We start from the raw sequence: 24631 nt of genomic DNA, 5'->3' as shown, positions 1-24631 counted from the left end.
GGTTAGGCGGCGGCATGCCGTCTCAAGAGCAGTTCGGCAGGGCCATGGTCGAGACAAGGAACAAAAGGGGAACTTCTCGTCTTGTGCTTGTCTTCGAAATACTCTTATATCACGGATGCTTGAGGTTGGGTCCCATTGGCGGGAGGGGGTAATGAACAAGTCGGTCAGGGAAAACCTGATTTTCATTATGGTGGCGCATGCCTGTTTCCTGGCGCAGCCGGCAATCGTGCATGCCGAGGACGCGGACTATCATCCGCAAAATTTTACCCAGCCTCTGAGCGCCGCCAGAGGCACAATCACTCCGGCTGGCGGCGCCGCCTTCTACCTGAAGCCGGAGGACCGCTGCGACCTGGTGGTGAAGGAGTTCGGCTGGGACCGCGACCAGTGCGGCACGATCGACCAATTGATCTTCGGCTTCACGCCGGAGATCGATAACCTCACCGTCGAAAAACCCGTGTCGGACGGCTATGTCAGCCTCGCGGACTGGGACAGTGCCGACCGCAACGAAGAAATTAGTTCCCTCGAGGAGAGCTTCAAGGAATCGGTCAAAGCGCAGTCGCAACGGCTTGGACAGGATATCCGCTTCGACGGCTGGCTCCTTTATCCGCAAATCGATAAGGGCAAGAATATCCTTTACTACGCCAACATCCTGAACTGGGCCGGCGACAGGACGATCAACATCTCGGTCTCGATCTTCGACCGCCAGGGCTATGTCCCAATCAAGATCGTACCGGTGAACGGCAACATCACGAGCGATGCCGTGCAAAAGATCGTCGAGGCGTCGGCCGACGCCTACAAGCCGAGGGCCGGCAGTTCCTATTTCGAATTCTCCAGCGGCGACAAGGTGGCCGGTTACGGCGCGCTGGGCGTCTTGGCGACGATGCTCGGGGTCAAATACGGCAAGGCCGCCGGCGCCGGGCTGATCGCGCTGGCGCTGCTGGTGCTGAAGAAGGGCGCCTTCCTCGTGCTGTTGCCGCTGGTGTGGCTGAGAAGGCTGTTCAGCCGCAAGAAGGTCTAGAGCGGTTCACTTTTAAAAAAGTTCTCGGCGCTCATTTACGCGAGCAAAGACCGCGACTTTCTAAGGAATTGCTTACGGCCAATGGCCAGTTTGGTTGGGGGATGAAAGTGAAATTAATTGTGTTATTGGCTCTGCTTTTGTTGGCAGGTTGCCAGACAAAATACCAGAATATGGGATTCACCGGAGGCGTAGCGGCCGCTCCTATCGGAGGAGACATGTACCGTATCTCCGCGCGGGGGAATGGCTATACAGACCCCACGACGGTGCAGGATTATGTGCTGCTGAAAGCAGCCGAAACCACGTTGCAATCCGGGCATACACATTTCGTAATCGTCGGCGGCCAGGACGCAAGCAGGCAGGAATTTGGGCAGACTCCTGGAATGATGCAGACCAACATCATCGGAAACACGGCTTATACAACATACACCCCAGGGAGTACCTATCAGATCGTCAAGCCCGGCCAGGACGTATTGATAAAGGTGGGAAACCTCACCGGGCTTAACAACATTGGCGCCTTTGACGCGAAGCAGGTTTTCGACGCGATCAATCCACGGGTTGTGCGACCCGATCCGAAGAGTTAGGCCTAACCCTACCCTAGAAACTCGTTGCTGAAATACGCCCCGAGATCCGGCCGCTCCTTCAGCACCTTGCCGTCGCCATCGAGCAATATCCCCGAGGCGAACAAATACCCGCCCATCGCCTCCATCTTGGCCTTGTCCATGGTGCCGATGGCGCCGTCCGCGCTTTTCAGGAAATGCTCGTCGTTCAGCGCCTTCAGCGAGGCTTGCACCAGCGCCGGGTTGGTCAGCGTATCCTTGTTCGCGGCGATCAGCAGCTCGCCTGCCTGCTGCGCATGGTCGACGGCGAATGCGTAGCCGCGCCGCGTCGCCTGGACGAAGGCCACGGCCGCCTGTCGGTTGGCGGCGAGGAAGGCGTTGCTGGAGACGATCAACGTGGTGTGCTCGTCCGGCACGCCGCAACCGGCGTAGCGGAAGCTGCGCTGCCTGAGACCTTTCAGCTCGGCCTCGACGCCTTCCCAGGTCGAGACCTCAAGCGTGAAATCGACTGCGCCGTTGGCCAATGCCTCGTAAGCCGAGGTACCCAGCGTCACAGTGGAAAACTCACCCTTGCCGCCGTCATGGCGGATGATGGTCGAGATCAGCGCGTTCTCCCAGGCGCTGCCGAAGCCGCCATAGGTCAGGCCGTCGAGATTTTTCGGGCTTATAATCGCGGTTCGGTCGGCGTTGAAGACGACGCGGCCGGTCTCCGACTGGACGACGGCGTAGACGGCCTTCAGGTCGGCGCCCGCGCTCTTTTGCGTGAACAGGCCGAGCGAGCCGGAAATGCCGAAATCGGCAACCTGGCTGGCCACCAGCGTGCCCGAGCCGGTATCGCCATAAGGCAGGATTTCGACCTCTATGCCCGCGTCGCGGTAAAAGCCCTTGTCGCGGGCGACGAACAGGCCGACGTGATTGGTGTTGACGGTCCAGTCGAGCGCGACGGTGATTTTTTGCGCGGCGGCCCGGGCACGTGCAGCAGTCCCGGCAAATGGCAGGCTGGCGGCCAGAAGAATCGCCTGGCGGCGGGTGAAATCGGTCATCGGTTTTCTCCATCGGATGGTTGGGAAATCGGTTCGGCGGCGCCGAGCAAAATGTCGAGGATGCCGGCCTCGATCGCGGCCGCCTCGCGGGCAAGCGCCGCGCTCTTGGTGCGCGGGCGCGGCAGCGGCACAGCCACCTCGCGCACCACGCGCGCGGGCCGCGCCGACAGCACATAGATGCGGTCGGACAGAAGCACCGCCTCGCGCACGTCATGGGTGATGAGCAGCGCCGTCCAGCGATGGTTTCGCCACATCGTCTCCAGCCAGCGCTGCATGGCCGCGCGGGTGAGCGCGTCGAGCGCGCCGAACGGCTCGTCGAGGAGCAGCATGTCGCACTGCTGCACGACGGTGCGCAGCAATGCCGCCCGCTGGCGCATGCCGCCGGACAGCTCGGCCGGCCAGGCGCGCTCGAAGCCGGCAAGGCCGAACTCGGCGAACAACGGCGCCACGCGCTCGCGCGCCGCGCGGCGCTTCAGGCCCTGCACCTCGAGCCCCAGCGTCGCGTTGTCGATGACGCGCCGCCACGGCATCAGCGCATCGCGCTGCGGCATGAAGGCGAAGCGGGCGCCGTCGAAGCGCATCTCGCCCTCGCCCCGGATTGCGCCGGTGAGCAACTGGAACAGTGTCGACTTGCCCGCGCCGGAGGGGCCGAGGATCGAGACGAACTCGCCCTCTTCGACATGCAGCGAAATGCCCGCCAAAACCTCGAGCGCGCCGAAGTTTTTTCGCATGTTGCGGAGCTCGAGCCGCGTCATGGCCGGCCCTCTCCGGAAGGCTTGTCGCCATAGCGCCCCGCCCTGTCGCTCTTTGCATTTTCCCATGGCATGGCGAGACGCTGGGCGAGCACGGCGAGGCCGAACAGCGTCAGCGTGAGCGCCGAGCTGACCGCGACGGCTGCGAGCACCAAGTCGGGGCGGAAATTGTTCTTGGCGCTGAGCATATAGATGCCGAGCCCTTTCGCCGCGCCCGCATATTCGGCGAAGATGGCGCCGACCACCGCATAGGTGATGGAGATGCGCAGTCCGGCGAAGAAATAGGGCAGCGCCGACGGCGACCGAGCGAGCCAGAAGATGCGCCGGCGCCCTGCTCCCATGGCGGCAAGCATCTGGCTGATTTCCTGGGCCGTGGCGGCATAGCCCTCCACCAATGCCACCATCATCGGAAAGAAGGTGACCAGCGCCACGAGCAGGATCTTCGGCAACAGCCCGAAGCCGAACCAAAGCACCACCAGCGGCGCGATCGCCACCAGCGGCAAGGTCTGGCTGGCGATCAGGAGCGGGAACAGCGCGCGGCGCAGGGGGGCAAAGAAGTCGACCAGCGCCGAGAGGATGAAGGCGGCAACGAGCGAGCAGGCAAAGCCCGCCAGCGTGGCGCGCATGGTGGGAAGCGTGTTGTCGGCCAGTGCCGCCCGGTTCTCCCAGGCCTGCGCCAGCACGCGCGAGGGTGCAGGGAGCACGGTGGGGGCGATGCCGCCGAGGCGTGCGCAGAGTTCCCAAATTAGGAGGAGGAGAGCGAATGCGACAGCGGCGGGGAAGATCTTGGCGACGGTCGAGATGACAGCCAATCTCCCCCTCAAGGGAGGAGATTGGCCGTCGCGACGGGCTTCGCCAATCGCCGACGTATGCCCTACTTGCGAAGTAGGATTGGGGACACTTCCCCCCAATGGATCAAGCCAAACAGCCACGACATCTACCTCGATAGATCGAGCTTGCGCTCAAGCCGCGGTCGGGCTGTTCGCCGAAATGGTGATGTCGAGCGTCACGTGACCGGCGCCGGGCCCGAAGCGGCAGAAGGCTTCGTTCAGAGTGGCGAAGACCGCGCCGGCGTCGCCGCGCAGCTTGGTGCAAAAATGCTTGGAGCGTTCGAAGACGCCCGACTGTTTCAGGAAGTCGATACAGCCATAGATCTCGTCCATGTGGTCGCCGGTGCCCATCACATAGAGCGAGAATTGCGCCGCCACCGGCTGATTGGTCGAAAGCGTGGCCTCGACGGCGCGCAACGCGGCGCGCTTGCGTTCGTCGAGCGGGATCGCCGGGCCGCCGATCTCCTCGGAGCGGCAGATCGGGTCATCCGGCTCGCCGGGGCAGCCGCGCGAGACGGCGGCCGACAGCACACAGTGCCTGCCGCTTTTGGCGGCCGCCACGAACAGGTCGCGCATGGCTGGGAACAGCACCTCGGGCGGCCCGACCAGCAGCGTTGAGATGTCGTCTGTCTCGATCCTCAGCCTGTCGCGGTAAGGATCGAGCGCGCCAAGCGCGCCAAGGATCACGCCGACGAAATCGTCGGCCATGGGATAAAGGGAAATCTGTGCGCCGGAAAACATGGCCCGCCTCGCTCCGCTGGTATTATCCAGATCAGCTTTAGGGTCCGGAGGCTTGCCGCCACCATCTCAGCCCCGACCGTACGGAGCACCCCTGTGGATGGCCGGGTTAAAGCACTGTTTGCGGTGCTGGGAAAGCGGTTTTTTGCGGTGTCAATTGGGCCAGGCGCCCATCTCCCTATGGGAGATGCCGGTGGTTATAAGATTTTTGTAATTTTCTTATAATAGCCTTGCGATCTGGATTGACGGCGCGCAAGTTATAAGAAAATCGCACAATTTCTATAACAGCTTCGTAGGAGCCGGGAGCGGCAATGAAAACCATCGATCTCGCCTATCGCACTCTTTATGCCGAGTTGGTGCAACGCAGCCTGGATGCCTCCTTCGAGACGGATTTCTCGACGGCAGGCAATTTCGTGCGCGTGCCGGTGAAGGGCCGCGACTACTGGTATTTCGAGGAAACCCACCCCGAGAAAACGCGGCGCTATGTCGGCCCGGCCGAGGATCCCGAGATCGCCAAACGGGTCGCGACCTTCAGGGAAATCAAGGACGATCTCAGGAGCCGCCGCAAGCTGGTCTCCACGCTTGTCCGCGATGCTGGCCTGAGCGCACCCGAACCTTTCACCGGCGACGTCGTCGAGGCGCTGGAAAGGGCCGGGCTCTTCCGCTTGCGCGCCGTGCTTATCGGCACGGTCGCGTTCCAGACTTATGCCGGATATCTGGGGGTGCGCCTTCCAGGTGCCGCGCTGCAGACGGGTGATGCCGGCTTCGCACAGTTCCATTCCGTTTCGGCCGAAGTGGAGGACAGCACGCCGCCGGTCATCGATGTGTTGAAGGCGGTCGACCCAACATTCCGCGAGATCCCGCACCGGACGGATGCTGGCCGTACGACGCAGTACGAGAACGCCTCGCGCTACCGGATCGAGTTCCTCACCCCGAACCGAGGCAGCGACGAGCACACGGACCACGCCAGTCCGATGCCTTCGCTCGGCGGCGCTTCGGCTCAGCCGCTGCGCTTCCTCGATTTCCTGATCCGCGATCCTGTGCGGACGGTGCTCCTGCATCGCTCCGGCGTGCCGGTGCTTGTCCCCTCGCCCGAACGCTTTGCGGTCCATAAGCTGATCGTCGCGGCACGGCGCGAGCGAAGCAGCGCCGCCAAGCGGGAGAAAGATCTCCACCAGGCAGGCTTGCTGGTCGAGGCGCTGGATGCAATGCGCAGACAGGACGACCTTGCCTATGCCTTCGCGGAAGCCTGGGGACGCGGTGATGCCTGGCGAGAGGCCTTGCGGAAGGGATTGAACCTGCTCAAGCCGGACAGGCACGAAATGGTTGATCTGGTCTTGGGAAAGGCGCTCGAGCAAGCCCGCATAGACCTTGATGACTTTCCGATGCGCCTGCGCTGAATCTCGCTCTCATGATGCAGTATCGTTCAAATCGTACGAATCCTACTTGATTGCTTTTCGTACATAAAGTACGATATTTCCCTTCCATTGAGGGGATTTGCTTGACCACCGCGAACCATGCCGCTTTTGCCGACCTCTCCCACCCGTTGTTGTCGCCTTTGCCGCTCGCCGAGCGCGAACGCCTTGCCGGCGCCTGGCGCATGGCCAACCAGGACATCGCCGACGACATCCGCTTTATCCGGCAATATCTGAAGGTGATCGCCGAAAAAGAGGAGCGGCTTTCGACCGGCGCGCTGGTGCATGGCCGCGTCTATGTCGAGGCGTGTGCGGCCTGGCTGCCGGAGACGGCGGCGCGGTATTTGCGCAACCTCAGGCTGATCAGCGAATGCGAAAGCGCGATGATCGCCGCGGGGGTGAGGTTTGCCCGCTCGAGCGATGCTTGGTGAGGCGCGTTCTCACCTCTTCATCGTAGAAGGGAAGGAATCCGGGTCGCCCGAAAAGCGAACAATCATGCTGCTGCAACCCTTGGCTCAGCGGGTCGAAAAATGCATCGTTTCACACAATCGCCAATTGGTGGACGCGGGCGAGCGGCCGGGCGTTAATTCTACGCAGGCGAAGGAGGGTAAAGCCGTAATACCAGGGAGGAATTCGTTTTGATGGACCAGCAAATCGACATCGGCATACAGCCCGACGATCAGCCCTACGAAGTCACTTCATTCGCCCGCAAGCATGGCCTGACGGTCCCGGTTGCCGACGCGGTGCTTTTCGCCAAAGGTCCGTCGCCGTCACGCGCAGCTTGCGACATGGCAGCGCTTGCCTTTCTCTGCGCGGTCGCGCGATACGCCGGAAAGCAAGGGAGGCAATAACCTTTCCTACCAGCTGAACTGCAGCCCCGCATTGCTGCCCACGTGACTGCCGGCGAAGGCGACGCCGAGCGTGCCGGTCAGCCGGCCGCCATGGTCGAAGCCTTCGCTCAGCACCGCGGTCCCGGTGATGCCCAAGCATTGGCTTGGCCGGCTTGGCCCAGTTGCCCTACGACATATCCGTCGACCGACATGGTCTTGATCAAGACGACTTTTCGCATGGTCGGCATAGCCTTCGGGCACAGTTCGCACACGGAGCGTCGCACCGTCACATGATCCGATGGAAAGGGGTGCAGGCCTTGGCTGGCGGTCAGCCCTTGGTCTTCTTGGAGGGGGACTTTGCCTTGGCAGGGCCCTTAGCGGGCTTCTCCGCCTTGGCCGCTTTCGGCTTGTCGGCCTTGGCGGCAGCGGCCTTTTTCGGGCTCTTGGCTTTCGGCTTGCCGGCCGCATCGATCTCGGCGGCCGCCTGGTCCCAATGCTCCATGTGGGCGCCTTCGGGCCGGCCAGCCTGCTCCCAGATCTCGTGCGCGCGCTGGCGAATGCGTTCGTGCTTATCGTCCGTCACTGTCGCCTCCTGATGTTGGGACGGTTCCCCGGCGCGAACATTAGCCGAATTTTCGCGTGACGTCTTCGGTATCACGAATAAGCGACCGACCTGGACGGCAATTTCGCTCAGTGTCCGTCGGTGACGACCGCGATGCCCAGATGCGCTGCCTTTTTTGTAATCAACCCGGCTAAATCCGCGTCAGAGCGGTCGGTCCCCGTGCGCTGGCGCAGCAGGGTGATCGCCTCGTGCATCGACAGGAGGCCAGTCCTATGCTCGGCCAAAAGCTTGTCGACTTGGCGTGCGATGTCAGGTGATTCGACGTGTGGATGATGCATGGCAACGACTCCTTCCGCGCTTCGTTGCCTCCCAAACCACTGCCTATCTTAGGCCTTATGCCCGGATGCGAAAAGAGCCCGATCCTTGCCCAGTGCTTCGGAGGATCGGGCTCTTCCAGGGCTGGATCTACTCGATCACCTGAACAACGCGGCGCGTGCCGGGATCGATCAGCACCGTATGGTCGTTGACGACCGCATAGCGGTACTGGACGTCCGGAACCTGCTGCAACTCGACCGTGTCAGGCACGGTCGAGCCGACGCCAAGCTCAAGGCCGAGCACATTGACCGAGGCGATCGGATGCTTGTGAACATATTCCTTGACCACGGTCTGCTGCTCGGGGGTGATGATCACCTCGTCCGCGGCCGCGATGCCGATGCCGGCCATCAGAGCCAGGCCGGCGACAGCTGGAATGAGGGTGGTTTTCATCGTTTCTCTCCTGTTGCGTTGGTGAGCTCCGCCCTGCCTCCGCAGGGGCGGAAACACGAGCAGGTCGAACATGGGAGCTCCCGGGGCAAACGCCGCCGGCAGGGTGTTGTTCCGTCAGCGGCGACTAATTGATTTGGCGGAACCTTCGCATCGGCTCCGCATTGGAAGGCATTGAAACTGCCCAAGTCTTTGAAATCCAAAGGATGCCGCAGTCATGCAGGAAGGCTCCATCAGAAGCGACATCGAACTTCGGCCCCCCGTGGCCATCGCGGTGGGTGCTGGCTTCAAGCGCGAGATCGCCTCTCTTACCGCGATGCAGAACTTTCTCAAGGAATGGCCGCAGGCCATGCGGGGCGGCAGCTACGCCAACGCATTCCGCGCCTGCGAGGCGGCGCGGAGCGGCGAGATCGATGTCGACAAGGCGCGGCAGGCGTTCCTGGCCTTCGCGCGGAAGGCCGGGATCGAATGGACAGGCGCCGATCCCGTCGCGGTGTTGCGCGAAGCGAAGATCAGGCGAATCCGGGCGCGCGAAAGCCGGCCACCAAACCGGCACATGCCTGGCTAGGCCCAGCCTCGACGCGTTCGGACTCACGCCATGCGATCGGCGTTGTCCTGCAAGCTTTGGGATTTGGCCGGCTGATCCTGGGAGCAAGCCGGGCGCCTCCCGGCGTCCATTTTGCCTGCAGACCGCCGCCTTCCGGCTGACGGTCGGCTGAATCGATCCGGGATCTCGACTGGTGGCCGCTGTCAGTTCGGCGCCGATTCGCCCAGCCCCTCGGCAACGAAGGACGCGGCGATCAGATCGTCGGCCTCAATGCGTAGGGAGCCCTCGCCGCCCCCCATGATCGCCGCGACCTTCTGGAAAGCCTTCATCTCATGCTCGGTGATCCGGGCGTCTTGCATCCTGGCTTTGAGATGGGCAACACGCATCCCGAGCGAACGGGATGTTCCGATTTCTCGTTTCGACATGTTGGTCAAACTCCTCCTCGCCCCGCCCGTACTTGTTCGCCACCGCCCGTATCACGTTGCCATCGGTTTGTGGTGTCTATGAGACAACGTGAACCAGAGCCGCTAACTCAAGCGCTGAGGGAAGGTTCCGTTAGCACATGGTAACAAAATAATAATCGGTTAATGGCCCGTCGCCGTAACCGGGCGGCGGGCCATCCGATTTGGTGCGCTATCGATCAATCGAGGACCTTGACGATCTTGCGGGTACCGGGGTCGACGATCACCGTCCGGTTATCGACGACGACGTAACGGTATTTCACGTTCGGCACTTCGTGTAATTCGACCGTATCGGGAAGCGTGCTGCCGACGTTCAGCTCGACGCCCGGAATCTTAACCGAGGCCAACGGCTGTTTATGCACGTATTCCTTGATCACAGTTTCCTGCTCCGGCGCGATCACGACATCCTGCGCGGCAGCAGCGCCAATGCCAGCAAGAAGCAGGAAGCCAGCGGCGGCGGAGGTGAGGTGCATTTTCATTGGTCGTCTCTCCTATGTGGATCTGAATCGAATCGCCTGAATGCTGGGCCTGCGATTTTCCACAGCGGGTCGGCATTGCCGTAACGCCGTTCGCCTACCCTTGTTCCTGCAAAACTGGACCGGCGCCTGCAAAAACAACTGCCGCCGTGTTCCGCGACCATCGCCTCCGACCGCGGCACCAATTTCGGAACAATGCGTTTCGGGCTGGGTTACCCATCCGAAGGGACCGACTTTCCGAGGAGAAATCCAATGAAACATCTGCTGATCACAAGCATGATCGCGCTCGGCGTCGGTTGCGGCGCCGCGATGGCGCAGACCGAGTCCGCGCAGCCGAGCGGCGGCGACAACAATTGCACGGCCGGCACGGCCAATTGCCAAAAGGGCGGCAAGACGGGCGGCCAGGCTCAGGGTGAGATGAAGTCGCAAACCCAGCAGAACGCCCAGGGCAAGGCCGGCGCAAACACCGAAGAGCAGGCTCAAGGCAAGACCAAGATGAAGACCGACGAGCAGGCTCAGGGTCAGTCAGGCGCCAACACTGACCAGAACGCCCAGGACAACACACAGCTGAAGAAGAAGAAGCAGGCGCAGGGCAAGACTGGCACCAGCACCGAGCAGAACGCCCAGGGCACCACCAAGATGCAGACTGAGCAGAACGCCCAGGGCAAGACCGGTACGACCACCCAGCAGAATGCCCAGAACAAGACGAAGACCCAGACCGATCAGCAGGCTCAGGGTAAGACTGGCACGACCACCGAGCAGAACGCTCAAGGCACCACCAAGATGCAGACTGAGCAGAACGCCCAGGGCAAGACCGGTACGACCACCCAGCAGAACGCCCAGGGCAACACCAACGTCGAGACCGACCAGAACAAGACGGCGTCGATCAATAACGTGACGGTGGAACAGAGGACGCAGATCACGCAGGTCATTCATGAGAGCCATGTCGAACCGGTCCGCGACGTTAGCTTCGACATCTCCGTCGGCGTCGAGGTGCCGCGCCACAAGGTGCGTCTGCACCGTCTGCCGGCCCGGATCGTCAAGATCGTTCCGGCTTATGAAAACTATGAGTATTTCGTCTTGGCCGATGGACGTATCGTCATCGTCGACCCGGACACCTACAAGATCGTAGTGATCCTGAGCTGATCCGGTCAGCATAGGGGACAACGGCCCGCCCAGGTGGCGGGCCTTTCTTTGCGAAGAGGCGTCAAAACAGCAGGCAGTTGCCCGCATGCACTGTGGTCCATCAGGCACGACTAGAATGTCGTCGGCTGTGGAACGATCCGGCGCAATTCCCAGTTGTCACAACGGAAGTCCTGCGTCCGTCGTCCCTGTCAGGATCGGACGAAAGGGCAATGGGGCCGCCGGCAAATCGTTCAAGCTTGCGGTCCACCCGGAAAAGGTGCATGGGTCAAAATGGGTAGAGATATGGGCGAGATCGTCGTTGACCGAACGGGGTCGCGGCGCTCGAATGGGCAGATGTATTTTCCGCAGTTTCTTGTGGGAATGGTGGTTACGCTTCTGGTGATCCTCGGCTGGATGTTTGCATCCACGGGATCTGTCTGGGCGGCATTGGGCTGGACAGTGCTTGCCGCCGTCATCCTCCAGGTGGGCTATTTCGCGGCGGTGCTGTGGCTCGTCCAGCGCGAAGGCGCGACCGACGAGGCCAAGTCGAGCGAGGGCGCTGCCTCGCCCGCCAAATTGCCCGGCCCGTTCGAGCGGGACGGCATCATCCAGGCGCTGCTGTCGCGCCTGTTTCCAAAGTTACCCTGAACCACAGGCGGACAAGCGCGTCGCATAGCCTGGCGCGGAACGCCAAGCGGCGCAAAAGCCGCTCGGCTAATGAGGGACGGATCCTCAGCGGGTGGCGGCAGCCGTCGTTGAGCGCACCGTCTCTGGGGACGAGAAGACGACGAGGCCGAAGACCAGCACCGCGGCGGCCACGATCAACGAGCCGATCGCCACGACCGGTTCGATCTCCGGGTGGCCTCCCGCCAGCATCCAGTAGAGCGCCGGCAGCATGATCACGATGCCGACCGTATAGAGGCCGTAATGGATCATGGCGATGCGGCGCTCGGCCTTGGCCGGGTTGAGCGCATAGTAGCCGCCGAAGATGGCGCTGGTGACCCAGCCAAGAAGGTTGATGTGAGCATGCGCCGGAAACGCACCGTGATCGCCCGAAATCGCCATCTGCAGTCCGGCGGCGACTCCCAGGATGAGAAAGACGATGGCCGTCTTGAAGAAGAGTTCCGATACCCGTGGCATTTGTTGTCCTCCCAATGCCTTTGTAAACCCGACTCTGCGCAGTCTACATCGTGCGAGCCATATTAGCCATGACGCACCTAAGCCGGAGCCAAAGCCGCGAGGTTTGGCGGCGGTCTTGCAAAAAAATGGCTCGCCTCCTTCGAAGCGAGCCGAAAGGGAGCCGGGCTTGAGGTCGGCTCCATCCAGGTTGCCACCCGAATTCCAAGCAGAGCTAACGTAATAGAGCCCGGAATTTATCCCACCGCAACGGGGCAAAGGTTTTTCCGACGCGCGGCCGCTAGCCTTTGCCGATCGGCCATCGGACACAAGACGCCGCCGGCCAGCATATTTCCCCGATCAGCCAGCGGGCGAAAGCATGCGCTTCAGCGTCCCGTCCCTCAGCCAGAGCTGATGGTAGAGCGCCGCCACGACGTGGACGGCGATCAGCACGATGAATGCGGGCTTGGCAAGCGAATGGATGTCACCCCAAGGGTCGCCCTGATAGAACGCAAGAAGCCCGATTGCCGGCGTCGCCAGCAACAGCACATAGAACAGGCCGTGCGATGCATGCGCGGCGACCCGCATCCATCTCGATCCATGACCGGCGGGGGCCGGCACGCCGGATGCCAGCCTGAGGAGCAGTCGAACAAGCACAAGCGCAAGAACGGACAGGCCGACCCAGTAATGAGCTGAGCCTAGCGCCTGGTCGGTGGCCGATACCGGCTGGCCGTCTTCGGCGGCGTCCACGACGACCGTCATGCTCTCACCGAAGAAGAGCTGAAATAAAACCAGCGCTGCAATCAGCCAATGCAGCGCGATCTGAAAAATTGAATATCCATGTCTGGTTTCCATCGCGTCCGTTCCCCTGAATACAAGGCGTCCCACGCCTTCACGTTGTTGAATAGTCATGAGGACGGTGGCCGAATTTGGCTCGAAAGCTCCCGCAATTGTGGCCGCAACGTTACATTTTCGTATGGCGGGCATTCGCGCCGGCCTTGGCGGTTCGAGACCGGGACCGGCGCCTTGCAAGCGCGCAGCATTTGGGCAATGCTTGGGACCGGGGGAGTGGTTTCCGTAGTTTCGGAAGCGCGATTACATGTTCATCGACTACTACGAAATTCTGGAAATAAGCCCGAACGCCAATTCCGAGACCATCGAGCGGATCTTCCGCTACTTTGCCATGCGCTATCACCCCGACAATCGGGAAACCGGCAATGAATCGCGCTTCAGCGAGATCGTTGAAGCCAACAATACACTCCGCGACCCCGTCAAACGGGCTCAATACGATATCCTTTACCGCGAGCATCTGGGTCTTCGTCACGAACTCACGGAAGCAGCGCGCGACGGCGGTGGCATGGAGCGGGATTCCGTCATCCAGGCCAATCTGCTGTCGCTTCTCTATGTGAGGCGCCGGCGGGACGTCAACAATCCGGGCATCGGCGACGACGAACTCGAGCGCCTGTCCGGTTGCCCTCGCGAGCATCTGGAGTTCCACCTGTGGTACCTCAAGGCGAAGGGCTTCATCGGCAGGACCGAGAACGGCACGTTCGCGATCACCGTGGAAGGCATAGATCACGCCGGGGTCAAGCAGGGCCGGGATCGCCCTGACGTCACCCGCCTGCTCGATCACGCCGAATGAGCCGGTTTGCGTCGCCCAGATCGTCAAAGGCCCGCCTGCTGGCCTGAACCAGCGGCGGCCACGACGAAGGAACAGCTACATGCCATGCGCCATGGAGGACAAGAACAGCGTCAGTGACTAGTTCCCCGACGCAGGGATTTTGAAAGGTTGCCGTTTGTCTGGTGCAAAATTTCCATTCATTTCCGTGAAACCAGCACAAACCGCCGGGGATTGGTTGAAGCCGCCCCAACCTCGTCATTCTATGGCGGAGCAAGGAGCGCAGCGACGCGCGCAGACCATAGAATCCATTCCGTGACTTGGAAGCGCCGCCTCGGTGCAAGATTTTGCTCCGTTGCACGCCTTGGCGAAGGTAGCGGCATGGATTCCAGGGTCTTCGCGCGTCGCTTCGCTCCTTGCTCCGCCCTAGAATGACGATCGCGATGGGCGTTTCGGCCAATCTCCAACGCATGCCACCTGCCAACGCAAACAGAGCCGACCGGTCAAAATCCCCTTGCAGTGCCACTGGGCGTTGTGCGCCATCGAATACAAGGCGACTGAGCTCCGGCGCACTGCCGAAATTGGCCCGGCGCGCCGCGCCCGTCGCCCTGTCAACAAAAAACCGCCGGGCGAGGCCCGGCGGCTTTCGCTCGCCCTCCGGTCGGTTCTTCCGGCCTTATGGGGTTGTTGTGGTTGTCGCCGTGGCCGCGGCTTGCGCGTCGATCTTGCCCGCCAAAGTATCCTTGGCCCAGGCGGTGACGTCGGCGTCGACCGGCTTGTTGGCCATGTCGGCAAGAGCCGCGTCCAAGGACTCATTGGTGGGAGGCAATGCGTTGTCAGCCGCTGCCTGCGCATCGGCGATCGCCTGGGCGTCAGTGGTGCTGATCGTATCGTTCAGCGCAGTGATCTCATTTTCGAGGTCAGTGATTGTCTGGGGCGAAGTGGTCGAATCGGCCTGCGCCGCGGCCAGATTTGTCTCGAGAGTCGCCAGGGTGGTCTGGTCGGCGGCCAGCTTGTCGTTTGCCGCCTCAAGCGCGGCCTGTGCGTTCTGGGCCGCCGCGGCCTGCGTCACATAGGCCTGAATGCCGGCGAACTTCTTGCTCTTGGAATTCATATAGGCGTTGATGTTGCGCTGCAGCGAGTTCAGCCGGCCGAGCTTGGCGTGAAGGTTTTTCTCTTTCGGCGTCGCGGCAGTCGTGGTGTCGTCGGTCGAGCTGTCGTCCGACGTGCTGTCGGTGCCCTTGTTGTGGCCGCTAGCCGAAGCTGACTTACCATGCGAGGCGCCACTGTTGCCTTTGCCGTTGCCACCGGCATTGCCGCCATTGTTGCCGTTACCGCCGCCGTTTCCGTTGCCGCCGCCATGGCCGCCGCCATTGCCATGGCCGCCGCCGTTACCGCCGGCGCCGGCAAGCGCGGGGGCGGCCGCGAGCGCGAGAATAGCAAGGGATGCCAGAAGTGTCGTTCGCAATGTCATTGTGCTTCTCCGCAGATAAATCGTCACTATCGCCCAACCGCTAGGCAGCCTCTTATGAGAATTTCCTAATGACGTCGGATAAACTTTAAGCAATTGCGGTCGCGAAATGAGAGCATAGCTGCCATCGCCCGGAAATTCTCGCGAAAACTCCCTTTAACACGTTGAAATTTAACGGAAATACAAAGGGCCGAACCTTCGTGGGCCGTTTGGAACAATGAGGGCCCTTGTCGTGCCAGACCATGGTCCCAAGAGGCAATTGCCGCCGCGACAATCCCCTGCAATCGGGAATATGTGGACCATCGGAACCCTGTCGTGAGGTCAAGGTTAAACAAGCGAAGGGACATTGCCTAAAAGGACAGTCATCATGAAACGAATTCTTCTCGTTGCCGCTTTTGTTGCTTTGTCCTGTGGTCTGGCTACGGCCCAATCGGGAACGTCGTCGGGCACCTCGTCATCGTCATCAACGACGACGATGCCCAGCAGCCAGAGCACAGACACGACCACGACTAACTCGACCAACTCGAATTCAGCGAAGGACTGCGCGCCTGGGCAGCAGACCGGCAGTGCCAAGCAGGCGGCCCCTGGCCAACAGGACACGAGCGCCAAATCCAACGCTCCCGGCCAGATGAAAACCACAACGGAAGGCTGCTAGCCACAAGGCGCAAGTGGGCCTGGCTTTTGCCGGCCATCAGGCGGAAGGATTTGGATCTTCCGTGCCATCAGTCTCGGTCGGCGTGTCGGTTGCCATCTCCGGCTCCTGACCTTCGCCTGAACCGGTCGGGGAAAGCACGGTCAGGTCCATCCGGGCGATCCGGGACGCGGATTTTCCTTGCGCATTCGGCTCGCCGGTGTCCGTCTCAAAGACCGAGGCTTTCGCGAGGTGGCCGACGCTTTCGGCGCGCTTGCCCGGGAAAGTTTCCGACGCCCGGGGTCTGCTCGCTTGATGCACGGCGCCTGGGCCGTGCTGGCTTCCAACAAGAGAGGTCATGGCTGCGCTCCTGATATTGGATGACAGCAAATCCCTAGCATTCCTGGCTGGCGCCAGCCCTGCAGCTTTTTAGAGAATTCTAAGATACATCCGTTCGTCCCCCTAGCCGCCGACCAGGGGCACGGTCACCGAGGTGGTGTAGCTGATTGGGTAATCGCTGAAATAGGGGAAGCTGATCACAAAGGCATAGCTGGCGTTGACGTGTGCCATGCGGAACCCGCCGCTCGCCGGATCGGTGTTGATGGTGACGTTCACATTCCGCAGGCCAAGCGCCTGAAGCTTCTGTGTGGCGACGGCCTGGATGTCGGCCTGCGTCAGCGTGTTGTTGAGCTGCAGGGAGCGCGCTGAGGCTTCGAGCGCGTAGCGCACGCTGGATACGCTGTTCATCGACCAGCCGAAGGCGAAAATGCCGAACAGGAGCATGATGAGAAAAGGCGCGACCAGCGCGAATTCGAGACCGGCGCCCCCCGCTTCATTAGCCGCAAATGCCGAAAGCCGGAGTCTTCGTTTAGCGCACACGGACCACCTGCACATGGCCGATCGCGGTATTGTCTGGGTATGGACCAAAGGTGAAGGGCGGGATCCAGGTGCCGGATGCCTGAATCTGGACGTAGACGGACGGCGCTTTCGGTCCACTGCATAAGGTCGACGCATCGACCACGGTGGTCCCGCACTTGTAGATGCGACTAATCGTAACCTGCGCGTCGGAAGGCTTGTTCTCCCAGCTCGCCAGCGCGACAGTCTGGGTCGCGCTGTCGTCAGCGGAGCCAGCCATCACGAGGTTGGCCGCCGTTTTCACGCCGGCGCGCATCGACAGCGAACCGTTAACATAGGACCAGCCGTCCATGATTCCGAGCAACGCCGCACATAGGACGGGCAAGACAAATGCGAGTTCCACCGCGGCGATGCCCGATTCATCGCGAATGGCCGGCATCAATCGACGGGCAGCGGATTTCACTCGACCACCGCGACCGACTGAGCGGCCGGGATGTCCTTCATCCCGAGGCTCGAGCAGTCCTGATTGATGGTCGAGTTGCCCGACCACTGGATGGTATCGGCAACGACCTGTGTGCAGCCATTCACGCCCGAGAAATTGCCGAGATAGTTGACCTGTTGCCTGGGAAAATAGATTGCGCCGGTCAAAAGCGAGGTCGCGGTGCCGTTGAAGGTGCTTTGCGCGGCGGTCCCCGTCCTGTCGCCGTAGAACAGCACGCCCGAATAGGTGCCCGTGGTCGGGGCGGCAAGCGTCACGGTGGCGTTGCCGTTCATGCTGACAGTGTTGCTGCCGGCCATGAAGATCGTAACGTCGCTGCCTTGGATGACGGCACTCGCATTGATCTTCAAGTCGCCCTGGACGACGTAAACACCGGGGGAAAGCGTGATATTGCCGTTGAGGCTCATGCCGCTGCAGTAGGTCCCGGGCTGGATCGTTTGCGTCGTCTTGTTGCCGTTGATCTTCTGGCATGGGCTCGTGGTCGCGGGAGCCGGCAAGCTGGCGAACGGATCGGCCGCCGGCAGCGCCTGGGTGATCGGGGCCTTGCAGACCATCGTTGGCGGATTGTTCAGCACCATGCCGCCGGCGCTAATCAGACAGTCGGTCTGGACAGCCGCCGAGCCCTGGATCTTGATTGCGTCGGAGGCGTTCGAATTCGCCATGTCAATGCAGCCGATTTTCTTCGCGTTGGTGCTGCCGGAGAAGAGCAACGCCTGCGAGGCCGTGAGACTGAGAGCTATGTCGCAAGCTTTCGAAGCGTCGGTGATCAGCGCCACCGCCCTCGCCCGCTCCGGCACCTTTGTCTGGGTGAAGATGGACGTGAAGATCCGGTCGAGATCCTGGTTAAGGATGACCTCGACCGCCTTCTTGGCCGTGTTCGGTCCCGACGCCGGCGGGGTGTTGACGACGATGGTGCCCGCACCAAGGCCATTCGAGGCGGCTGATGACGCGGCGGCGGCGGTGATGGCATCCGTGTTGGATCCGGCGATCTTTTCCAACGCGCCCGCATAGGCGGCCGCGTCGGCGATCGCCTGCAGCTTCAGGCTCGAATAGTACCAATAGGAGGTCTCGACGCCGAGCCCGGCGCCGCCGACGACGACCGGCAGGGTGAGCGCGAAAATGGTGGCGACATTGCCGCTCTTGCCTTCGCAAAAGCGTCGAAAAAAAAGTCGAGAAAAAAACTGTCTGAAGAAACGACCCGAAAAGGCCATGGCCGAGCGCGCCCAAGCTATCCCAGTCGTCAGGTCATCATTGCCATGTGAACGAATGCCTAATTATTTCGTTCGATTTTTGCCGGTGGGACCCTAGCACTCCGCTGCCCCCACCTTGCGCCGCGCACACTAAGACTTAAGGCCTATAAGACATCGGACTTAAGGTTTAAGTGCCGGTAAAACCATGCATTTTAGCTCTTTCTGCATTTTATCTATTTTGGAAATCGGCCGTAGAGACGGCGCGCATATCACATCTCGCAGGTCTGCGAGGATGGGGTCCATGTTGAGACGTTTTTTGGCATCGAGGCGCGGCAACTTTGCAATCGCGGCCGCGGTCGCCATGGTGCCGCTTATGCTTGGCGTGGCGGCATCCGTCGACCTGATAGGCACGAGCGACGACGCCGCGCAGTTGCAGAACTCGCTGGACGCGGCCGGCTTGGCGATCGGCACGAAATACCTGCCAGGCATGTCGGCAAGCGACGTGCAGCAACTCGGCCAGACCTTCTTCGCCGCAAATATGAGCGCAGCCGACGCGCAGGAGCTATCGGGCAGCCTCGCCGCCTTCCAGGCCAGCGCGAGCGGCAATCCGGGCGCCTATTTCATTTCGCTGTCGTCGAGCGTCAGCCGGCCGGCCTTCATCAGCGGCATGCCGGCCTGGCAGGCGACGCGCACCGCCTCGGTCAAGCTCAAGCCCGGCGCGCAAGCCTGCGTGCTCGCGCTCGATCAGCATGCCGGCGGCGCGGTCAACCTGCAGGGCTCGACCAATGTGGCGATGGACGGCTGCGTGATCGCGGCCAATTCAGACGCGCCCGACGCCGTCAACCGCGGCGGCTCGGCGATCGTCAGCGCCGGCTGCGTCTCGACGGTCGGCGGCACGCAAGGGCTGACGCCGCCGAACGCCACGCTTTCCTGCGGCGCGCCGCATGAGAACCAGTATGCTTCGTTCGATCCGCTGGCCGACGTCGTTCCTCCCGCCTACACGCTCTGCCTGCCGGTGCCCAATGGCAAAACGGTGACGCTCTCGCCGGGCACCTATTGCGACAAGACCTTGTCGGGAAAGATCACCCTCAATCCGGGCACCTACATCATGCGCAACGTCACCATAAAGCCGGGCGGCAACGGCAGCCTGAGCGGCCAGGGCGTGACGATCTTCCTGATGGAGAACTCACAACTCTATATCAACGCCAACGAGCAGGTGAACCTATCGCCGCCCACCAGCGGCCCCTACGCCGGAATCGCCATCTACCAGGCTCGCGGCAACACACAGGCGCTGACGCTGAACGGCGGATCGGGCTCCGTGGTCAGCGGCTTCATCTACGCCCCGGACGCCGTCATCACCTATGCCGGAAATTCGGACATGAACGCCCAGGGCAGTTGCCTGCGGCTGGTCGGCGATACCATCTCGATAACGGGGAACTCGGCCGTGAAATCGGATTGCACGGCCGAACTCGGAGGCCGGACAGCGTATGCGGGCCGGATGATCACCCTGGCGAAATGAGCGCCAACCTCCTCCGCCAGGAGGAGGGGGAGATTGCGCCTAGCCGACAATATCCGCGCCCGCTCGCTCGTCGAAGAGCACGGCGCAGCCGCGCTTGAGCGCGACCTGCGTCAAGGCGTTGGCCGCGTCCTCATCCGACGAGACGAAATCGCCGGTCAGGACGCGCAACTCCTCGACGGCCCTCGACATCGGCACAATACGGCCGGCCGAACGGTCGCTCACGCAGGCGTCGATGACGCACAGAAGATCGATGAGGTCGAAATTGTCCATGGCGGCCTCCGCCAGCGCCATCCCTTCGTTCCGTCAACGGCCCGGGGCGCGGACTGGTTCCCGCGCCCGGTTTCATCCGCGCGGCCTGGCGGGCGCGAGCTTGAGATCGAAACGGGCCGGGAGGCATGGCTCGAGGCAGGCTCGGCGCAGCGATCCGGTGGCAATCGTATCGATCGGAAGAAGGATCACCATACGGGCCTGGCGCTCGGGCCAGAGCGGCCTGCCGAAGACGAAGAAGACGCCGCCGACCAGGCCGGCCAGAAGCAGCGCGGCAAACAGATTGGCGATCATCTTACCGGGTTGCACGGCCGGCAACTCCAGGAGCGGTTTCAGGGAAAGGCGTGCCCGCCATATCGCAGGAATAGCGGGCACGCCGTGGTCAACCGCCGATGAAGGGACTTTGTCCGGCGGCTTGCTAGCCAATGATTTTGGTGCCGTCGTTGTTTCCTGAAAATAGGCGTCTCAGGCCTCTGCGTTCGTGCGATGGGACTTCGGTCCGAAGATGGCCCGGGACCGTCGCCCGAGGGTCGGAATATCAGCCTCCCACGACAATGCGCCAAGCATTCGGCTGAACTCGCGGTCGCCTCAATTAATTAGCAATCGCTCATAATAAGGCTTATGAATACAGTCGCGGTCGCCGACGATCGCAACGTCAGGCGCCGCTTCACACATGGGAGGGATACCATGGCCGAAGTTGCAATGAAGGTGACGAAACTCGAATCCAAATCGCACAACAATCCCGACGAGGTCCGCGCGCCCGCCAAGACGCGTGTCGAGATCGTGCGGCTGCCGGGCTATACGCTCGGGCGGATGAACATGCAGCCGGGCTGGAAATGGTCCGAATGCGTGAAGCCGGTGGTCAAGACCGACAGCTGCCAAGTCTCGCATGTCGGCTATGCCGTGTCCGGCTCGATCACCATACGGATGACCGACGGCACGCAAAAGACCATCGAGGCCGGCACTTCCTACACCATCCCGCCCGGCCACGACGCCTGGGTGGAAGGCAACCAGCCGTTCCAATGCATCGAGGTGCTGAGCGCCGAACAATACGCCAAGCCGGCATAGCGCAGACAGTCGCAATTTACGTTCAGAAGCGAAGGAGGGATCGCCTCGCGAGGCGATCCCTCCTCAGCCTGCGGCGGCGTCTCCCGCGCAAAGGTCACGCGCACAACCGGCGTTCTATCTGTGGCTGCGCCCCCAGTTGTGGAAACCTGCACGGCCAAGCGTGGTGGCTTGACAGAGAGCTTCTTTTGTTCTCTTTATGTTCCGTTAATTCCCCTTACAAAAGACGCAGCTAATGCTGCAATGCCACACAAATGGCCATGGGAGCGCGCGATGGCCGCCACGAACACCGCCGCGGCCGCCACCATCCTGCATGCCGACCTCGACGCCTTCTACGCCTCGGTCGAGCAGCTGCTCGATCCGTCATTGCGTGGCAAGCCGATCGCAGTCGGCGGGGGCGTGGTGCTGGCGGCCTCCTATGAGGCGAAAATCTTTGGCGTGCGCGGCGGCATGCCGGGCCGCAAAGCGCGCGAGCTCTGCCCTCAGCTCATCTTCGTCGGCGGTCATTTTTCCGAGTACCAGCGCCTCGGCGACGCCGCGATCAAGGTGCTCGACGATTTCACGCCGGCGGTCGAGCGCATCTCGATCGACGAGGCTTTTGCCGACGTCGCCGGCTGCACGCATCTGTTCGGATCGCCGCAAGAGATCGCGCGAAAAATCCGCGAGCGGGTGAAGGCCGAGCTCGGTCTGCCGATCTCGATCGGCGTGGCGCGGACGAAGCATCTGGCCAAGATCGCCTCGCAGGTGGCCAAGCCCGACGGGCTGGTGGTGGTCGAGCCCTGCAGCGAGCTCGCCTTCCTGCACGACCTGCCTGTCACGCTGATGTGGGGTGTCGGCCCGGCGACCAAGGCCAGGCTGGCCGAGATCGGCGTCGAGACGATCGGGCAGCTGGCGCGCACCCATAGCGGCGCGCTGGAGCGGCTGATCGGCCACGCCGCCGGCCAGAAGCTTGCCGCGCTCGCCTGGAACCGCGACCCGCGAAAACTCGAGACACACCGCCGCGCGCATTCTGCCGGCGCGCAATCGGCGCTCGGCAGGAAGCCGGCGGTGCCGCGCGTCTTCGTGCCGACGCTGCTGCATCTGGCCGACCGCGTCGCCAGCCGCCTGCGCGCCAAGGACCGGCCCGGGCGCACGGTGACGGTGCGGGTTCGCTTCGCCGATCTGCGGGCAGTGAGCCGCTCGATCACGCTCGACCAGCCGATCCAGGCGACCGCGATGCTGGCGGAGATCGCCGAGGAACTGGTGCGCGGCGTGCTTGCCGCCCATCCGGACGAGAGGGACATCTCGCTGCTCGCCATCTCCGTCTCGCATCTGGAGGAGCATGCCGAGCTGCAGCTCGAACTGCCGCTCGGGCTGGCGGACGAGAAGCTGAGGCCCGGCAGCCGCAAAGGTCTCGCACGCTTCGGCGCCGACCGGGCGATGGACAAGATCCGCCAGCGCTTCGGCAACGAGGCGGTCGGCTACGGCACGGTGGCGCTGGAAGGCCCGCGCTCGGTGCCGGACGGGTTTAGGGAATTGGCCGAGAAGGAGTTGTGAGTGGCTAAGGCATCTCCTCTGGCGGCATTGGAGATTGGCGAAAGCCTAGGCGCCGTCCGTGCGCTACGTACCGACCGCTTCGGGTAACCTCCCCATCCGTCGGCGCGGGCCGGTTTCCGATTTGTGAAGTTACGCGTTCCCCCACTTGCAAGAACATCGGTGCTGGGCTCGATTGCCCAAAGCCAGGCTTAAGGACGCCGGAGAGGCAAAGGGGGCCGCGATGGAGCCGATTGCGGCGGGATCACCACCGGACGCGGATGGCAGCGCGCCCGAGCGCTACGATCTCGGCCTCTGCCTGTCGGGCGGTGGCTACCGCGCCATGCTGTTTCATGCCGGCGCGCTATGCCGCCTCAACGAGGCCGGGCTGCTCCAGAAACTCGACATGGTAAGCTCGGTCTCGGGCGGCTCGATCGCCGCCGGGCTGCTGGCGGTGCTTTGGCCACGTTTCGCCTTCGTCGACGGTGTCGCCGCCAATTTCAATATCTATCTGGACAGGATCCTGGAGTTCTCGAAAGTCTTCCTCGACGCGCCGGCGATCCTCAAAGGTCTGCTCAACCCGTTTTCGAGCGCGGCGCGCGAAGTCGCCGCCTGCTACGAGAAACATCTGTTTGCCGGCTCGAGGCCGATGTTGAAGAGCCTGCCGGAAAAACCCTGGTTCGTGTTCTGCTCCAGCAATCTCGGCACCGGCTCGCTGTTCCGGCTGTCGCGGCGCTACATCGCCGACTACCGCATCGGCGTCGCCTACCAGGCCGACCTGTCGTTGGCTCTCGCAATTGCCGCCTCCTCGGCCTTCCCGCCTTTCCTGTCGCCGCTGCGGCTCGACCTCACGCCCTTCGCGTGGAAGAACGACAAGCTCGACCCCTCTGTCGGCCCGCCGGTGCCGCCGCGGCGCGCCGTGCTCACCGATGGCGGCGTCTACGACAATCACGGCATCGAGCCGGCGCTGAGACGCTGCCGCTGGCTTCTGGTCAGCGACGCCGGCGCGCCCTGGCATGCTTCGAGCGCCGGCTATCGGAACTGGTTCTCGCAATTGAAGCGCGTGCTCGACACCACCGACAATCAGGTGCGCTCGCTCAGGCGTCGGGATCTGGTGGCGCGCTTCCAGGCGGCCAAGGACGCCGACGACCGTGGCCTGGCCAACGACGCGACCCGGCCCGGCTATGCGGCGACGCGCGGCGTCTTCTGGTCGATCGCCAGCAAGCCCGACACGACCGAGCCGACCTTCGTGCAGACCGCCGCCACCGCGCCTGCCGATATCGGCACCTCGCTGCATTTCCTGGGCAGCGAAGAGACGGTCGATCTGGTGAACTGGGGCTATTGCGCCGCCGACCAGGCGCTGCGCGGCTGGTACGAGCCGGCGGTGGCTGCCGGCAAGGGCGTGCCGCTGAAAGCGGGCGACGTGAAGCCCGGCCGCTGCGCGCGAATGTCGAGGATGGTGATGAGTGGCTTCAAGGTTTGAGGGTGCTCGAACTGCCAATCTCCCCACTTGTGGGGGAGATGTCCGGCAGGACAGAGGGGGGCGCGAAGGAATGAGGCGTTGTTCGAGCTTGGATCGCTCGCCAAATCAAAAGGCACGGCGGCGTCGGCGGGACAGCGCCCCCCTCTGCCCTGCCGGGCATCTCCCCCACTTGGGGGGAGATTGGCAGTTCTGCCGCCTTCGCCAATTATCAATCGCCTTGGCGCAATCCAATCCGGTTCATCCCCTGCCCTGCGCATGCTAACAGGATCGCTTTCAACCTAAACACCCG

General features: G+C 62.5%; 33 protein-coding genes and 1 riboswitch. Of the genes, 13 read left to right on the top strand and 20 right to left on the bottom strand.

All coding sequences use genetic code 11. From position 1 onward, the window contains the following. Positions 1 to 151 precede the first annotated feature (151 nt). A complete protein-coding gene (locus FJ425_RS25045; protein ID WP_181164909.1) occupies positions 152 to 1018 on the top strand; it encodes a DUF2167 domain-containing protein in 867 nt (288 codons plus the stop codon). After that, positions 982 to 1599: a hypothetical protein gene (locus FJ425_RS25040; RefSeq protein WP_140631681.1), complete on the top strand. Its 618-nt coding sequence runs from the start codon at positions 982 to 984 to the stop codon at positions 1597 to 1599. The genes FJ425_RS25045 and FJ425_RS25040 overlap by 37 nt, the downstream gene beginning before the upstream one ends. Positions 1600 to 1607: 8 nt before the next feature. On the opposite strand, the gene FJ425_RS25035 is transcribed toward FJ425_RS25040, so the two are convergent. The 4 genes from FJ425_RS25035 to FJ425_RS25020 all read right to left on the bottom strand — a co-directional run bounded on the left by FJ425_RS25035 (position 1608) and on the right by FJ425_RS25020 (position 4941). Next, a complete protein-coding gene (locus tag FJ425_RS25035; RefSeq protein ID WP_140631683.1) occupies positions 1608 to 2618 on the bottom strand; it encodes an ABC transporter substrate-binding protein in 1011 nt (336 codons plus the stop codon). Next, a complete protein-coding gene (locus tag FJ425_RS25030; RefSeq protein ID WP_140631686.1) occupies positions 2615 to 3373 on the bottom strand; it encodes an ABC transporter ATP-binding protein in 759 nt (252 codons plus the stop codon). The genes FJ425_RS25035 and FJ425_RS25030 overlap by 4 nt, the downstream gene beginning before the upstream one ends. After that, positions 3370 to 4173, bottom strand: a complete 804-nt coding sequence (locus FJ425_RS25025; RefSeq protein WP_246673371.1) for an ABC transporter permease — start codon at positions 4171 to 4173, stop codon at positions 3370 to 3372. Before FJ425_RS25025 ends, FJ425_RS25030 begins: the two co-directional genes overlap by 4 nt. A gap of 159 nt (positions 4174 to 4332) precedes the next feature. Further along, complete coding sequence (locus FJ425_RS25020) at positions 4333 to 4941, bottom strand: YkoF family thiamine/hydroxymethylpyrimidine-binding protein (protein WP_140541655.1); 609 nt, start codon at positions 4939 to 4941, stop codon at positions 4333 to 4335. Next, a riboswitch (TPP riboswitch) is annotated at positions 4932 to 5044 on the bottom strand. Its footprint overlaps the gene before it by 10 nt. Before the next feature lie 205 nt (positions 5045 to 5249). Between FJ425_RS25020 and FJ425_RS25015 the strand changes: the two genes are divergently transcribed. From FJ425_RS25015 to FJ425_RS25005, 3 genes are all read left to right on the top strand, one after another. After that, positions 5250 to 6338, top strand: coding sequence for a GSU2403 family nucleotidyltransferase fold protein (locus tag FJ425_RS25015; protein ID WP_140631688.1), 1089 nt, complete (start codon positions 5250 to 5252; stop codon positions 6336 to 6338). Positions 6339 to 6439: 101 nt separating this feature from the next. Further along, positions 6440 to 6784, top strand: a complete 345-nt coding sequence (locus tag FJ425_RS25010) for a hypothetical protein (RefSeq protein ID WP_140631691.1) — start codon at positions 6440 to 6442, stop codon at positions 6782 to 6784. Between the two features lie 210 nt (positions 6785 to 6994). Next, positions 6995 to 7204, top strand: coding sequence for a hypothetical protein (locus tag FJ425_RS25005; protein WP_140631694.1), 210 nt, complete (start codon positions 6995 to 6997; stop codon positions 7202 to 7204). 6 nt (positions 7205 to 7210) lie between these two features. Here FJ425_RS25005 and FJ425_RS32405 read toward each other — a convergent pair whose 3' ends face one another. The 4 genes from FJ425_RS32405 to FJ425_RS24990 all read right to left on the bottom strand — a co-directional run bounded on the left by FJ425_RS32405 (position 7211) and on the right by FJ425_RS24990 (position 8510). Then, positions 7211 to 7339: a hypothetical protein gene (locus tag FJ425_RS32405; RefSeq protein WP_281405770.1), complete on the bottom strand. Its 129-nt coding sequence runs from the start codon at positions 7337 to 7339 to the stop codon at positions 7211 to 7213. 172 nt (positions 7340 to 7511) lie between these two features. Beyond that, entirely contained in the window at positions 7512 to 7766 is a 255-nt protein-coding gene (locus tag FJ425_RS25000) for a DUF2934 domain-containing protein (protein WP_140541658.1), read from the bottom strand. 107 nt (positions 7767 to 7873) lie between these two features. Continuing rightward, complete coding sequence (locus tag FJ425_RS24995) at positions 7874 to 8083, bottom strand: hypothetical protein (protein ID WP_095768291.1); 210 nt, start codon at positions 8081 to 8083, stop codon at positions 7874 to 7876. 127 nt (positions 8084 to 8210) lie between these two features. Beyond that, positions 8211 to 8510: a DUF1236 domain-containing protein gene (locus FJ425_RS24990; protein WP_140631697.1), complete on the bottom strand. Its 300-nt coding sequence runs from the start codon at positions 8508 to 8510 to the stop codon at positions 8211 to 8213. 214 nt (positions 8511 to 8724) lie between these two features. Here FJ425_RS24990 and FJ425_RS24985 point away from each other — a divergent pair, with 214 nt between their 5' ends. Then, a complete protein-coding gene (locus FJ425_RS24985) occupies positions 8725 to 9075 on the top strand; it encodes a DUF982 domain-containing protein (protein WP_140726743.1) in 351 nt (116 codons plus the stop codon). Positions 9076 to 9257: 182 nt separating this feature from the next. Here FJ425_RS24985 and FJ425_RS24980 read toward each other — a convergent pair whose 3' ends face one another. Both FJ425_RS24980 and FJ425_RS24975 read right to left on the bottom strand, forming a co-directional pair. Then, on the bottom strand, positions 9258 to 9479 hold the full coding sequence (locus FJ425_RS24980) for a hypothetical protein (RefSeq protein ID WP_140700757.1): 222 nt from the start codon (positions 9477 to 9479) through the stop codon (positions 9258 to 9260). A 215-nt stretch (positions 9480 to 9694) separates the two neighbouring features. After that, entirely contained in the window at positions 9695 to 9994 is a 300-nt protein-coding gene (locus FJ425_RS24975) for a DUF1236 domain-containing protein (protein ID WP_140541660.1), read from the bottom strand. A 249-nt stretch (positions 9995 to 10243) separates the two neighbouring features. Between FJ425_RS24975 and FJ425_RS24970 the strand changes: the two genes are divergently transcribed. Together FJ425_RS24970 and FJ425_RS24965 are read left to right on the top strand one after the other, a co-directional pair. Next, positions 10244 to 11137 (top strand): DUF1236 domain-containing protein, encoded by an 894-nt coding sequence (locus FJ425_RS24970; RefSeq protein ID WP_140726740.1) that lies wholly within the window; start codon positions 10244 to 10246, stop codon positions 11135 to 11137. A gap of 282 nt (positions 11138 to 11419) precedes the next feature. Further along, on the top strand, positions 11420 to 11764 hold the full coding sequence (locus FJ425_RS24965; RefSeq protein ID WP_246676300.1) for an exopolysaccharide production repressor protein: 345 nt from the start codon (positions 11420 to 11422) through the stop codon (positions 11762 to 11764). A gap of 84 nt (positions 11765 to 11848) precedes the next feature. Here FJ425_RS24965 and FJ425_RS24960 read toward each other — a convergent pair whose 3' ends face one another. Both FJ425_RS24960 and FJ425_RS24955 read right to left on the bottom strand, forming a co-directional pair. Further along, complete coding sequence (locus tag FJ425_RS24960; protein WP_140541662.1) at positions 11849 to 12256, bottom strand: hypothetical protein; 408 nt, start codon at positions 12254 to 12256, stop codon at positions 11849 to 11851. Positions 12257 to 12592: 336 nt separating this feature from the next. Then, positions 12593 to 13219, bottom strand: a complete 627-nt coding sequence (locus tag FJ425_RS24955) for a cytochrome b/b6 domain-containing protein (RefSeq protein ID WP_246673356.1) — start codon at positions 13217 to 13219, stop codon at positions 12593 to 12595. Positions 13220 to 13331: 112 nt separating this feature from the next. On the opposite strand from FJ425_RS24955, the gene FJ425_RS24950 reads away from it, so the two are divergent. Next, positions 13332 to 13874 (top strand): J domain-containing protein, encoded by a 543-nt coding sequence (locus FJ425_RS24950; RefSeq protein ID WP_140631709.1) that lies wholly within the window; start codon positions 13332 to 13334, stop codon positions 13872 to 13874. Between the two features lie 652 nt (positions 13875 to 14526). Here FJ425_RS24950 and FJ425_RS31715 read toward each other — a convergent pair. From FJ425_RS31715 to FJ425_RS24915, 6 genes are all read right to left on the bottom strand, one after another. Next, entirely contained in the window at positions 14527 to 15324 is a 798-nt protein-coding gene (locus FJ425_RS31715) for a hypothetical protein (RefSeq protein WP_181164921.1), read from the bottom strand. 324 nt (positions 15325 to 15648) lie between these two features. After that, the gene (locus FJ425_RS24935; RefSeq protein ID WP_140631717.1) at positions 15649 to 15894 is read right to left on the bottom strand and encodes a hypothetical protein; all 246 of its coding nucleotides are present in this window, start codon (positions 15892 to 15894) and stop codon (positions 15649 to 15651) included. 118 nt (positions 15895 to 16012) lie between these two features. After that, entirely contained in the window at positions 16013 to 16342 is a 330-nt protein-coding gene (locus tag FJ425_RS31710) for a hypothetical protein (protein ID WP_181164911.1), read from the bottom strand. A 72-nt stretch (positions 16343 to 16414) separates the two neighbouring features. Further along, a complete protein-coding gene (locus FJ425_RS24925) occupies positions 16415 to 16831 on the bottom strand; it encodes a TadE/TadG family type IV pilus assembly protein (protein WP_246677999.1) in 417 nt (138 codons plus the stop codon). Beyond that, positions 16821 to 17270: a TadE/TadG family type IV pilus assembly protein gene (locus tag FJ425_RS24920; RefSeq protein WP_246673361.1), complete on the bottom strand. Its 450-nt coding sequence runs from the start codon at positions 17268 to 17270 to the stop codon at positions 16821 to 16823. Before FJ425_RS24920 ends, FJ425_RS24925 begins: the two co-directional genes overlap by 11 nt. Next, on the bottom strand, positions 17267 to 18517 hold the full coding sequence (locus FJ425_RS24915; RefSeq protein ID WP_140541669.1) for a pilus assembly protein TadG-related protein: 1251 nt from the start codon (positions 18515 to 18517) through the stop codon (positions 17267 to 17269). The genes FJ425_RS24920 and FJ425_RS24915 overlap by 4 nt, the downstream gene beginning before the upstream one ends. A 280-nt stretch (positions 18518 to 18797) precedes the next feature. Between FJ425_RS24915 and FJ425_RS24910 the strand changes: the two genes are divergently transcribed. After that, entirely contained in the window at positions 18798 to 20015 is a 1218-nt protein-coding gene (locus FJ425_RS24910; protein ID WP_140726737.1) for a TadE/TadG family type IV pilus assembly protein, read from the top strand. A gap of 39 nt (positions 20016 to 20054) precedes the next feature. On the opposite strand, the gene FJ425_RS24905 is transcribed toward FJ425_RS24910, so the two are convergent. Together FJ425_RS24905 and FJ425_RS24900 are read right to left on the bottom strand one after the other, a co-directional pair. Then, entirely contained in the window at positions 20055 to 20306 is a 252-nt protein-coding gene (locus FJ425_RS24905; RefSeq protein ID WP_348639810.1) for a hypothetical protein, read from the bottom strand. Positions 20307 to 20357: 51 nt separating this feature from the next. After that, complete coding sequence (locus FJ425_RS24900) at positions 20358 to 20591, bottom strand: polymerase (RefSeq protein WP_140631725.1); 234 nt, start codon at positions 20589 to 20591, stop codon at positions 20358 to 20360. Positions 20592 to 20969: 378 nt separating this feature from the next. Between FJ425_RS24900 and FJ425_RS24895 the strand changes: the two genes are divergently transcribed. The 3 genes from FJ425_RS24895 (at position 20970) to FJ425_RS24885 (ending at position 24342) form a co-directional block, all read left to right on the top strand. Next, positions 20970 to 21350 (top strand): cupin domain-containing protein, encoded by a 381-nt coding sequence (locus FJ425_RS24895; RefSeq protein ID WP_140541672.1) that lies wholly within the window; start codon positions 20970 to 20972, stop codon positions 21348 to 21350. Positions 21351 to 21620: 270 nt separating this feature from the next. Beyond that, positions 21621 to 22883 carry a DNA polymerase IV gene (gene dinB, locus FJ425_RS24890; protein WP_140631727.1) on the top strand — a complete coding sequence of 421 codons (1263 nt, stop codon included), beginning with the start codon at positions 21621 to 21623 and terminating at the stop codon, positions 22881 to 22883. 220 nt (positions 22884 to 23103) lie between these two features. After that, a complete protein-coding gene (locus tag FJ425_RS24885; RefSeq protein ID WP_140726734.1) occupies positions 23104 to 24342 on the top strand; it encodes a patatin-like phospholipase family protein in 1239 nt (412 codons plus the stop codon). Positions 24343 to 24631 lie beyond the last annotated feature (289 nt).

Origin of the sequence: Mesorhizobium sp. B2-7-2 (genome assembly GCF_006440775.1) — a bacterium.
Taxonomy (GTDB): domain Bacteria; phylum Pseudomonadota; class Alphaproteobacteria; order Rhizobiales; family Rhizobiaceae; genus Mesorhizobium.
The sequence above is the reverse complement of the archived record's forward strand: the minus strand, read 5'-3'. Positions and strand labels throughout refer to the sequence as shown.

Bases quoted from the DNA above. Each gene is read 5' to 3' on its own strand.
- FJ425_RS25045 (WP_181164909.1), top strand. From the start codon at position 152: ATGAACAAGTCGGTCAGGGAAAACCTGATTTTCATTATGGTGGCGCAT.
- FJ425_RS25035 (WP_140631683.1), bottom strand. From the start codon at position 2,618: ATGACCGATTTCACCCGCCGCCAGGCGATTCTTCTGGCCGCCAGCCTG.
- FJ425_RS25030 (WP_140631686.1), bottom strand. From the start codon at position 3,373: ATGACGCGGCTCGAGCTCCGCAACATGCGAAAAAACTTCGGCGCGCTC.
- FJ425_RS25020 (WP_140541655.1), bottom strand. From the start codon at position 4,941: ATGTTTTCCGGCGCACAGATTTCCCTTTATCCCATGGCCGACGATTTC.
- FJ425_RS25015 (WP_140631688.1), top strand. From the start codon at position 5,250: ATGAAAACCATCGATCTCGCCTATCGCACTCTTTATGCCGAGTTGGTG.
- FJ425_RS25005 (WP_140631694.1), top strand. From the start codon at position 6,995: ATGGACCAGCAAATCGACATCGGCATACAGCCCGACGATCAGCCCTAC.
- FJ425_RS24995 (WP_095768291.1), bottom strand. From the start codon at position 8,083: ATGCATCATCCACACGTCGAATCACCTGACATCGCACGCCAAGTCGAC.
- FJ425_RS24990 (WP_140631697.1), bottom strand. From the start codon at position 8,510: ATGAAAACCACCCTCATTCCAGCTGTCGCCGGCCTGGCTCTGATGGCC.
- FJ425_RS24985 (WP_140726743.1), top strand. From the start codon at position 8,725: ATGCAGGAAGGCTCCATCAGAAGCGACATCGAACTTCGGCCCCCCGTG.
- FJ425_RS24980 (WP_140700757.1), bottom strand. From the start codon at position 9,479: ATGTCGAAACGAGAAATCGGAACATCCCGTTCGCTCGGGATGCGTGTT.
- FJ425_RS24975 (WP_140541660.1), bottom strand. From the start codon at position 9,994: ATGAAAATGCACCTCACCTCCGCCGCCGCTGGCTTCCTGCTTCTTGCT.
- FJ425_RS24970 (WP_140726740.1), top strand. From the start codon at position 10,244: ATGAAACATCTGCTGATCACAAGCATGATCGCGCTCGGCGTCGGTTGC.
- FJ425_RS24965 (WP_246676300.1), top strand. From the start codon at position 11,420: ATGGGCGAGATCGTCGTTGACCGAACGGGGTCGCGGCGCTCGAATGGG.
- FJ425_RS24960 (WP_140541662.1), bottom strand. From the start codon at position 12,256: ATGCCACGGGTATCGGAACTCTTCTTCAAGACGGCCATCGTCTTTCTC.
- FJ425_RS24955 (WP_246673356.1), bottom strand. From the start codon at position 13,219: ATGCCCGCCATACGAAAATGTAACGTTGCGGCCACAATTGCGGGAGCT.
- FJ425_RS24950 (WP_140631709.1), top strand. From the start codon at position 13,332: ATGTTCATCGACTACTACGAAATTCTGGAAATAAGCCCGAACGCCAAT.
- FJ425_RS31715 (WP_181164921.1), bottom strand. From the start codon at position 15,324: ATGACATTGCGAACGACACTTCTGGCATCCCTTGCTATTCTCGCGCTC.
- FJ425_RS24915 (WP_140541669.1), bottom strand. From the start codon at position 18,517: ATGGCCTTTTCGGGTCGTTTCTTCAGACAGTTTTTTTCTCGACTTTTT.
- FJ425_RS24910 (WP_140726737.1), top strand. From the start codon at position 18,798: ATGTTGAGACGTTTTTTGGCATCGAGGCGCGGCAACTTTGCAATCGCG.
- FJ425_RS24905 (WP_348639810.1), bottom strand. From the start codon at position 20,306: ATGGCGCTGGCGGAGGCCGCCATGGACAATTTCGACCTCATCGATCTT.
- FJ425_RS24895 (WP_140541672.1), top strand. From the start codon at position 20,970: ATGGCCGAAGTTGCAATGAAGGTGACGAAACTCGAATCCAAATCGCAC.
- dinB (WP_140631727.1), top strand. From the start codon at position 21,621: ATGGCCGCCACGAACACCGCCGCGGCCGCCACCATCCTGCATGCCGAC.
- FJ425_RS24885 (WP_140726734.1), top strand. From the start codon at position 23,104: ATGGAGCCGATTGCGGCGGGATCACCACCGGACGCGGATGGCAGCGCG.